This is a genomic window from Stenotrophomonas sp. TWI809 (assembly GCF_039673205.1).
Lineage (GTDB): Bacteria > Pseudomonadota > Gammaproteobacteria > Xanthomonadales > Xanthomonadaceae > Stenotrophomonas.
On the sequence record NZ_JBDJLE010000032.1, the window covers coordinates 21,018 to 28,067 of the forward strand.

The 7,050-nt window shown below is 66.0% G+C and carries 6 protein-coding genes; 4 read left to right on the plus strand and 2 right to left on the minus strand.

What is annotated here, in order from left to right; translation table 11 throughout:
* Nucleotides 1-25: 25 nt before the first annotated feature.
* The 3 genes from ABE472_RS17480 (at nt 26) to ABE472_RS17490 (ending at nt 2,504) form a co-directional block, all read left to right on the plus strand.
* A complete protein-coding gene (locus tag ABE472_RS17480) occupies nt 26-826 on the plus strand; it encodes an exodeoxyribonuclease III (protein ID WP_346466707.1) in 801 nt (266 codons plus the stop codon).
* Complete coding sequence (locus tag ABE472_RS17485; protein WP_346466708.1) at nt 823-2,193, plus strand: MFS transporter; 1,371 nt, start codon at nt 823-825, stop codon at nt 2,191-2,193. The genes ABE472_RS17480 and ABE472_RS17485 overlap by 4 nt, the downstream gene beginning before the upstream one ends.
* Nucleotides 2,194-2,276: 83 nt before the next feature.
* The gene (locus tag ABE472_RS17490; protein ID WP_046272989.1) at nt 2,277-2,504 is read left to right on the plus strand and encodes a hypothetical protein; all 228 of its coding nucleotides are present in this window, start codon (nt 2,277-2,279) and stop codon (nt 2,502-2,504) included.
* 66 nt (nt 2,505-2,570) lie between these two features.
* On the opposite strand, the gene ABE472_RS17495 is transcribed toward ABE472_RS17490, so the two are convergent.
* Together ABE472_RS17495 and ABE472_RS17500 are read right to left on the minus strand one after the other, a co-directional pair.
* The gene (locus tag ABE472_RS17495; RefSeq protein WP_313208795.1) at nt 2,571-3,698 is read right to left on the minus strand and encodes an anhydro-N-acetylmuramic acid kinase; all 1,128 of its coding nucleotides are present in this window, start codon (nt 3,696-3,698) and stop codon (nt 2,571-2,573) included.
* Nucleotides 3,699-3,764: 66 nt separating this feature from the next.
* Nucleotides 3,765-5,228, minus strand: a complete 1,464-nt coding sequence (locus ABE472_RS17500) for a peptidoglycan DD-metalloendopeptidase family protein (protein ID WP_313208794.1) — start codon at nt 5,226-5,228, stop codon at nt 3,765-3,767.
* A 168-nt stretch (nt 5,229-5,396) separates the two neighbouring features.
* On the opposite strand from ABE472_RS17500, the gene tyrS reads away from it, so the two are divergent.
* Nucleotides 5,397-6,608, plus strand: coding sequence for a tyrosine--tRNA ligase (gene tyrS / locus ABE472_RS17505; protein ID WP_313208793.1), 1,212 nt, complete (start codon nt 5,397-5,399; stop codon nt 6,606-6,608).
* Nucleotides 6,609-7,050: the final 442 nt, after the last annotated feature.

Consider the following 7,050-nt stretch of genomic DNA (forward strand, 5'->3'; position numbering starts at 1 on the left):
GGTATCGTTCCAGACCCGGGTCCTCATGCGCATCATCAGTTTCAACGCCAATGGCATCCGTTCCGCCGCCACCAAGGGCTTTCTCGAGTGGTTCCGCGCCCAGGACGCCGACGTCCTGTGCATCCAGGAAACCAAGGCCCAGGAAGACCAGCTGACCGACCCGATGTTCCGCCCGGACGGCCACCACTGCTTCTACCGCGACGCCATCACCAAGAAGGGCTACAGCGGGGTCGCCATCTACAGCAAGCGCGAGCCGGACCAGGTGATCACCTCGCTGGGCTGGGCCCCGTTCGACGATGAAGGCCGTTACATTGAGGCGCGCTACGGCAACCTCAGCGTGGTCTCCTTCTATATCCCCTCGGGCAGCTCGGGCGATCTGCGCCAGGGCTTCAAGTACGAAGTGATGGAATGGCTGCGCCCGATCCTGGCCGGCTGGCTGGCCAGTGGCCGCGACTACGTGCTGTGCGGCGACTGGAACATTGTGCGGTCCGCGCTGGACATCAAGAACTGGAAATCCAACCAGAAGAACTCCGGCTGCCTGCCGCCCGAGCGCGACTGGCTCAACGGCCAGTGCGTGGATGCCGACCAGGCGCTGGATATCGCCGCCGGCCAGGGCTGGACGGATGGCTACCGCCTGCTGCACCCGCAGGGCGAGGACTACACCTGGTGGAGCAACCGCGGCCAGGCGCGCGCCAATAACGTCGGTTGGCGCATCGATTACCAGTTCGTCAGCCCGGGCCTGCGCGAGCGCCTGCGCAGCTGCTCGGTCTATCGCGATGAGCGCTTCTCCGACCATGCCCCGTTCACGGTGGACTACGCCCCATGAGTGATGCGGTCGCCAAGCCGCGCCGTCCCTGGCAACGGGTGCTGGCCAACCTGCGCCAGCGCAAGGTGCTGGCTATGCTGCTGCTGGGCTTCAGTTCCGGCCTGCCGATCTACCTGGTCGGCAACACGCTCGGCTTCTGGATGCGCAAGGAAGGCATCGAGCTGACCACCATCGGCTTCCTGTCGTGGGTGGGCCTGGCCTACTCGATGAAGTTCCTGTGGGCCCCACTGGTGGACAAGGTCAACGCGCCGCTGCTGGGGCGCTTCGGCCGCCGCCGTGGCTGGATGCTGTTGTCCCAGCTGGTGGTGGCCCTGGCGCTGGTGGGCATGGCGCTGGTCCAGCCCAAGGGCGGTCATTTCGTCTTCCTGGGCATCGCCTGGGAGCACCTGGTGGTGTTCGGGGTCATGGCCACCGTGGTGGCGTTTGCGTCCGCAACGCAGGACATCGTCATTGATGCCTGGCGCATCGAGATTGCCGAGAACAGTGAACAACTCGGGCTGCTGACTTCCTCGGCTGCGCTGGGCTATCGCACCGCGCTGCTGGTTACCGATGCGCTGATCCTGCTGATCGCGGCCCGCGTTGGCTGGCAGATTTCGTATGAAATCATGGCCGGGCTGATGGCATTGGGTGTCGTAGCCGTGGTGATGGCAAAAGAGCCAGCGCGTGCGCAGCTGGCGGTGCAGACCCAAGCAGCTGCGTTGTGGACGCCACGCGGCCTGTTTGACGCACTGGTTGGACCGTTCGTGGCCTTCCTGCGCGAACACCGCAGTGGCGCGATCCTGATCCTGCTGGCCATCAGCATCTACCGCATGGCCGACTTCATCATGGGCCCGATGGCTAACCCGTTCTATGTGGACTTGGGGCTGGCCGAGGAGACTGTGGGCGCGGTGCGCGGCTCGGTCGGGCTGGTCGCCACCTTCATCGGTATTGCCGCTGCCGGTTTGGTATCGGTGCGTTGGGGCGTACTCGCCACCTTGCTCGTCGGCGCAGTGCTGGGCCCGGCCTCCAACCTCGCTTTTGCGTGGCTGGCCTATGTCGGCCCGGACCCGACCAGCTTCGCCATCGCCATGGCCATCGACAACATCTCCGGCGGCTTCGCCGGCACGGCGTTGATTGCCTACATGTCCAGCCTGACCAGCATCGGCTACACCGCCACCCAGTACGCCTTGTTGAGTTCGTTTTACGCAATGCCGGGCAAGGCATTGAAAGGACTCTCCGGCTGGGCGGTGCAGTCGCTGGCTCAGGGCCGCACCCTACTGGAAGGCTATGCGCTGTTCTTCACCGGCACCGCGTTGATCGGCATCCCGGTAGTGATTCTGTGTGCGTTGTTGATCCGGCAGCAACGCCGACGCACCCCGGCGATTTGAGGCTCCGTTGCTGGCGGCCCCCCACTGCGCCATGATCCATCAAGTTGTGCCGCGGGGATGGCGGCGCGCCAACGGGGAGAACGATGGCTGATCTACTGCTGCGGGAGGTGGACCCGCTGTTGCTGGAACGTATCCGCCGCATTGCGGTTGCGCGCGGATGGACCCGCGAGGACACCTGCGTGGCGCTGCTGGAACAAGGCCTGTTCGCCAGCGAACTGGAGGTCCGCAGCGGCTTCCACGATCCCGAGGTCGACGCGCTGGCCGATGCCATCGCCGCCCTGCAGGCGTTGCCGGACGCGCAGGGGCTGTAACGGCGGCACGCCGCGAATGGCGCATCGGCGATCACCGCCGCACGCAGCGCCCCCCGCCGTGGCCCCTCAGCCCAGGTGGATCGCCCCGAGAATCCGCGGCCCCCGCGCGCCACTGACGCTCGGCAGGTTGCCCGGCAGCCCGGCCAGCGTGCGCTGTGCCAACCAGGCGAACCCCATCGCCTCCAGATAATCCGGATCCAGCCCGTGCACCGCGCTGGACTCGATCACCACGCCCGGCAGACGCGCGCCGAGGCGCCGCAGCAGCTGCGGGTTGCGCACGCCACCGCCGCAGACCAGCACCCGCTTCGCACCCGGCAGGTGCGCCAGCAGCGCATCGGCCACGGTGGCGGCGGTCAGTTCCAGCAGGGTGGCCTGCACATCCGCGCCCGACACCTGCCCCTCGCCGAGCTGCGCCTGCGCCCAGTCCAGGTGGAACTGCTCGCGCCCGGTGCTCTTCGGCGGCGGCAGCGCGAACCACGGATCGGCCAGCCAGCGCGCCAGCAGCGCGGCATCCACCTGGCCACTGGCCGCGAACGCGCCGTCGGCATCGAACGGTTCGCCGCGATGGCGCTGGCACCACGCATCCATCAGCGCATTGGCCGGGCCGGTATCGAAACCGCGCGGTGTGCCCTCGCGCGGAATCAGGGTGAGATTGCCAATGCCGCCCAGGTTGAGCACGGCACGGTCTTCCTCGCTGTCCCCCAGCATCGCCAGGTGGAAAGCCGGCATCAGCGGCGCCCCATGGCCGCCGGCGGCGACATCGCGGCGGCGGAAATCGGCCACGGTGGTGATGCCGGTCAATTCGGCGATGCGGTTGGCATCGCCGATCTGCATCGTGAAGGCGGGGTCGGCCAGCGGCCGATGGCGCACGGTCTGCCCATGCGAGCCGATCGCCTGCACCTGGGTGCGGTCGATGCGCGCGCTGTCCAGCAGGCGGTTGGCGGCCGCGGCGAACGTGATCCCGACCTGGGCATCAAGGCGGCCCAGTGCATCAAGCGAGGTGATGGTGCCGCCTTCTCCCAGTGCGATCAGCTCGGCGCGGATGGCCGGGTCCCAGTCGTGGGTCAGGCCATGGACGAAGCGGCAACCGCCCTCGGCGGGGAACTGCACCAGCGCGGCATCGATGCCGTCGGCGCTGGTGCCGGACATCAGGCCCAGGTAGAGCGGGGTGGTGGGGTCAACAGCAGCGGTCATGGTCAGGCGGTCCAACGGGTTGCGTGCAGCTTCCGCGCAACCCGTTGCCGCCGTCAATCGCAGCGATCAGCCGCGAGTGGATTTGACCGGCTTGCCGGCCTTCGCCGTGGCCGTATCGGTGGCCTTGGCATCCGGTGCCGGGCTGGCATCGGCGTAGATCAGCTTTTCCATGCCCTGGATACGCGCCAGGGCCGGGGCGGTCTGCGCCCGGAAGGCCGCCAGCTCGGCGCCCTGCAGCGGCTCCGGCGGCGGCATCGTCACCGACAGTGGATTGCGGTGCACGCCGTTGACGCGGAATTCGTAGTGCAGGTGCGGGCCGGTCGCCAGGCCGGTCGAGCCGACATAGCCGATCACCGTGCCCTGCGCCACGCGCTGGCCGGTCTTGATCTTGCCGAAGCGCGACATGTGCCCGTACAGCGTGGTGTGGCCGCGGCCATGATCCAGGATCACCACGTTGCCGTAACCGCGCTGGGTCCCGGCGAACTGCACGCGGGCATCGCCAGCGGCCATGATCGGGGTGCCGGTGCGCGCGGCGTAATCCACGCCCTTGTGCATGCGCATCTTGCCCAGCACCGGGTGCTTGCGCGCGCCGAAGCTCGAGCTCAAGCGCGCGAACTGGATCGGCATGCGGATGAAGCTCTTCTTCAGCGGCCGGCCGCTGGCATCGAAGTACTCGGATTTGCCGTTGCGGTCGAAGCGGAAGCCGCTGTAGGTCTTGCCGCCCGAGCTGAAGGTCGCCGCGAGGATCTTGCTGGTGTCCACCTTCTCGCCTTCGCGCCAGGTTTCATCCAGCACCACGCTGAAGCGGTCGCCCGGCTGCAGGTCCTTGGAGAAGTCGATGTCGTACTTGAAGATCTCGTCGGTCATCGTCGCAATCGCCGAGGGCGACAACCCCGCCTTGCGCGCGGCGGCATACAGCGAGCTGGTGATCTCGCCACTGGCGACCACGCGCCGGGTCGAGCTCTCGCGCTTGCTCACCGTTTCGGTGATCTTGTCGCCGGCCAGGGACAGCTCCACACGGTTGTCGGCATCGCGGTCGAAGCGGATCGTGCGCAGCTCACCGGACAGCGGCAGGTCGAAGGCGATCTCCGCCCCCGGGCGCAGCTTGGTCAGCGATTCGCGCACACCGGGGTGCTCCAGCACCTGGTGCATCACCGTGGCCGGGATACCGGCCTGGTCGAAGAGGTTGCTCAGGGTCTGGCCGCGCTGGACGCGCAGTACCTGCCAGCTGTCGCCGGGGGTCTGCTGCTGGCGTTCCAGCGACAGCGGCGGCAACGGCAGCGCCAGGGTCGAATGGCTGACCGAGTAGGGCGAGTCGATGGTGTGCGAGAAGCCGGGGACGATCGTGGCCACCAGGGCGCCGATGGTGGCGAACAGGCTGGCGTGCATCCAGTGGCGGCGGGTCCAGCGCTGGTTGAAGGCCGCGGGAAGATGCTGTTTGAGCTTCCGATGGAGGGCGGTGTCGTGGAGGACGTGGAGACGTTCCTTGAAGCGCTGCTTGCGCGCGCGGCCTTGATCGGAATTGAGCATCGTCGGTCTGTTCCTGGCTGGCCCGGGAGCGCGGGCCCAAACGTCGGTAACATAGACAGGTATAAATACCGCGTCAAACCCTTGTGCCTATTGGCTTTTGTGAAGCACCTGCGGTTAACTTGTACTTAACGTCATTCATATAAATAAGGCATTGCCGGGAGTTGTCACGTGTCCTCGATTGAAGAAGCCATTGCCCTGATCGGGCGAGGCGCCGATGAGATCCTCAAATCCGACGAACTGCGCCAGCGTCTGGAAAGCGGCCGTCCGCTGCGGGTCAAGGCCGGCTTCGACCCCACTGCACCGGACCTGCACCTGGGCCACACCGTGCTGTTGAACAAGCTGCGCCAGTTCCAGGACCTCGGCCACCAGGTGATCTTCCTGATCGGCGACTTCACCGGGATGATCGGCGACCCGTCGGGCAAGAACGTCACCCGCAAGCCGCTCACCAAGGAAGACGTGCTGGCCAACGCGCGTACCTATGAAGACCAGGTCTTCAAGGTGCTGGACCGCGAGAAGACCGAAGTGCGCTTCAATTCGGAGTGGTTCGGCAAGATGGGCGCGGCCGACATGATCCGCCTGGCCGGCCAGCACACCGTGGCGCGCATGCTTGAGCGCGACGACTTCGCCAAGCGCTATGCCGCCCAGCAGTCCATCGCCCTGCACGAGTTCCTGTACCCGCTGGTGCAGGGCTACGACTCGGTGGCGCTGGAAGCGGACGTCGAACTGGGCGGTACCGACCAGAAGTTCAACCTGCTGATGGGCCGTGGCCTGCAGGAGCACTACGGGCAGAAGCCGCAGATCGTGCTGACCATGCCGCTGCTGGAAGGCCTGGACGGCGTGGCCAAGATGTCCAAGTCGCTCAACAACTATATTGGTATCAGCGAGCCGGCCATCGACATCGTCACCAAGACCATGAAGATCGGCGACGACCTGATGTGGCGCTGGATCGAGCTGCTCTCCTTTGATATCAGCCAGGCCGAGGCCAAGGCCCTGCGCGAACAGGTCGAGGCGGGTGGGTTGAACCCGCGCGAGGTGAAGCTGCGCCTGGCCCGTGAGCTGACCACCCGCTTCCACGATGCAGCGGCCGCCGAACAGGCCATCGCCGGCTGGAATGCCGCGGTGACCGGGCAGGGCGATGTGACCCTGCTGCCGCTGCAGGAAGTGACCATTCCGGCCGAAGGCCTGCGTATTGGCGCCCTGCTGACGGCTGCCGGCCTCACCCCGAGCAACTCCGAGGCCTCCCGCAAGCTCAAAGAGCGTGCGGTGAAGGTGGATGGCGAGGTGGTGGAGGATGCCCAGCAGGTGTTCGTGCCCGGTTTCGAAGGCCTGCTGCAGGTCGGCAAGCGCACCTTCGCACGCGTGTTGCTGGTCACGGCCTAAGTGGCACAAGGGGTTCGGGCGATCCGGACCCCTTCCAGCATGAATGTGGGAGAGACGACGTGAAAAAATGTCGTCCACCCCCTTCACAAACGCCCCGGATAGGGACATACTTTCCCTCCCCCGACGCAGGGGCCACCGCAAGGCGGCAACCGCGAAGGAACAGGACTTCAACTTCTTCGAAAGAAGGTGTTGACGGAAACGAAAAGCCTGACATAATAGGCGGCTCGCAACGACGAAAGCCTCTGAGGCGAACGACGAAGCGGCATCGGCAACAACGGTTCACTTCGGTGAAACGGCCTTGAAAAAAGGTGTTGACGAAGCAGATAAGCCAGTCTACAATGGGCGGCTCGCAACGACGGAAACGTCGGGGCAAACGGAAGAAGGCGCTGAGGCCGATTCCAAAGTTCTTTGACAGTATGCGCAGGTATCTTGTGAAGGCGCC

Coding starts and splice junctions, on each gene's coding strand:
- ABE472_RS17480 (WP_346466707.1), top strand. CDS start 26: ATGCGCATCATCAGTTTCAACGCCAATGGCATCCGTTCCGCCGCCACC.
- ABE472_RS17485 (WP_346466708.1), top strand. CDS start 823: ATGAGTGATGCGGTCGCCAAGCCGCGCCGTCCCTGGCAACGGGTGCTG.
- ABE472_RS17490 (WP_046272989.1), top strand. CDS start 2,277: ATGGCTGATCTACTGCTGCGGGAGGTGGACCCGCTGTTGCTGGAACGT.
- ABE472_RS17495 (WP_313208795.1), bottom strand. CDS start 3,698: ATGACCGCTGCTGTTGACCCCACCACCCCGCTCTACCTGGGCCTGATG.
- ABE472_RS17500 (WP_313208794.1), bottom strand. CDS start 5,228: ATGCTCAATTCCGATCAAGGCCGCGCGCGCAAGCAGCGCTTCAAGGAA.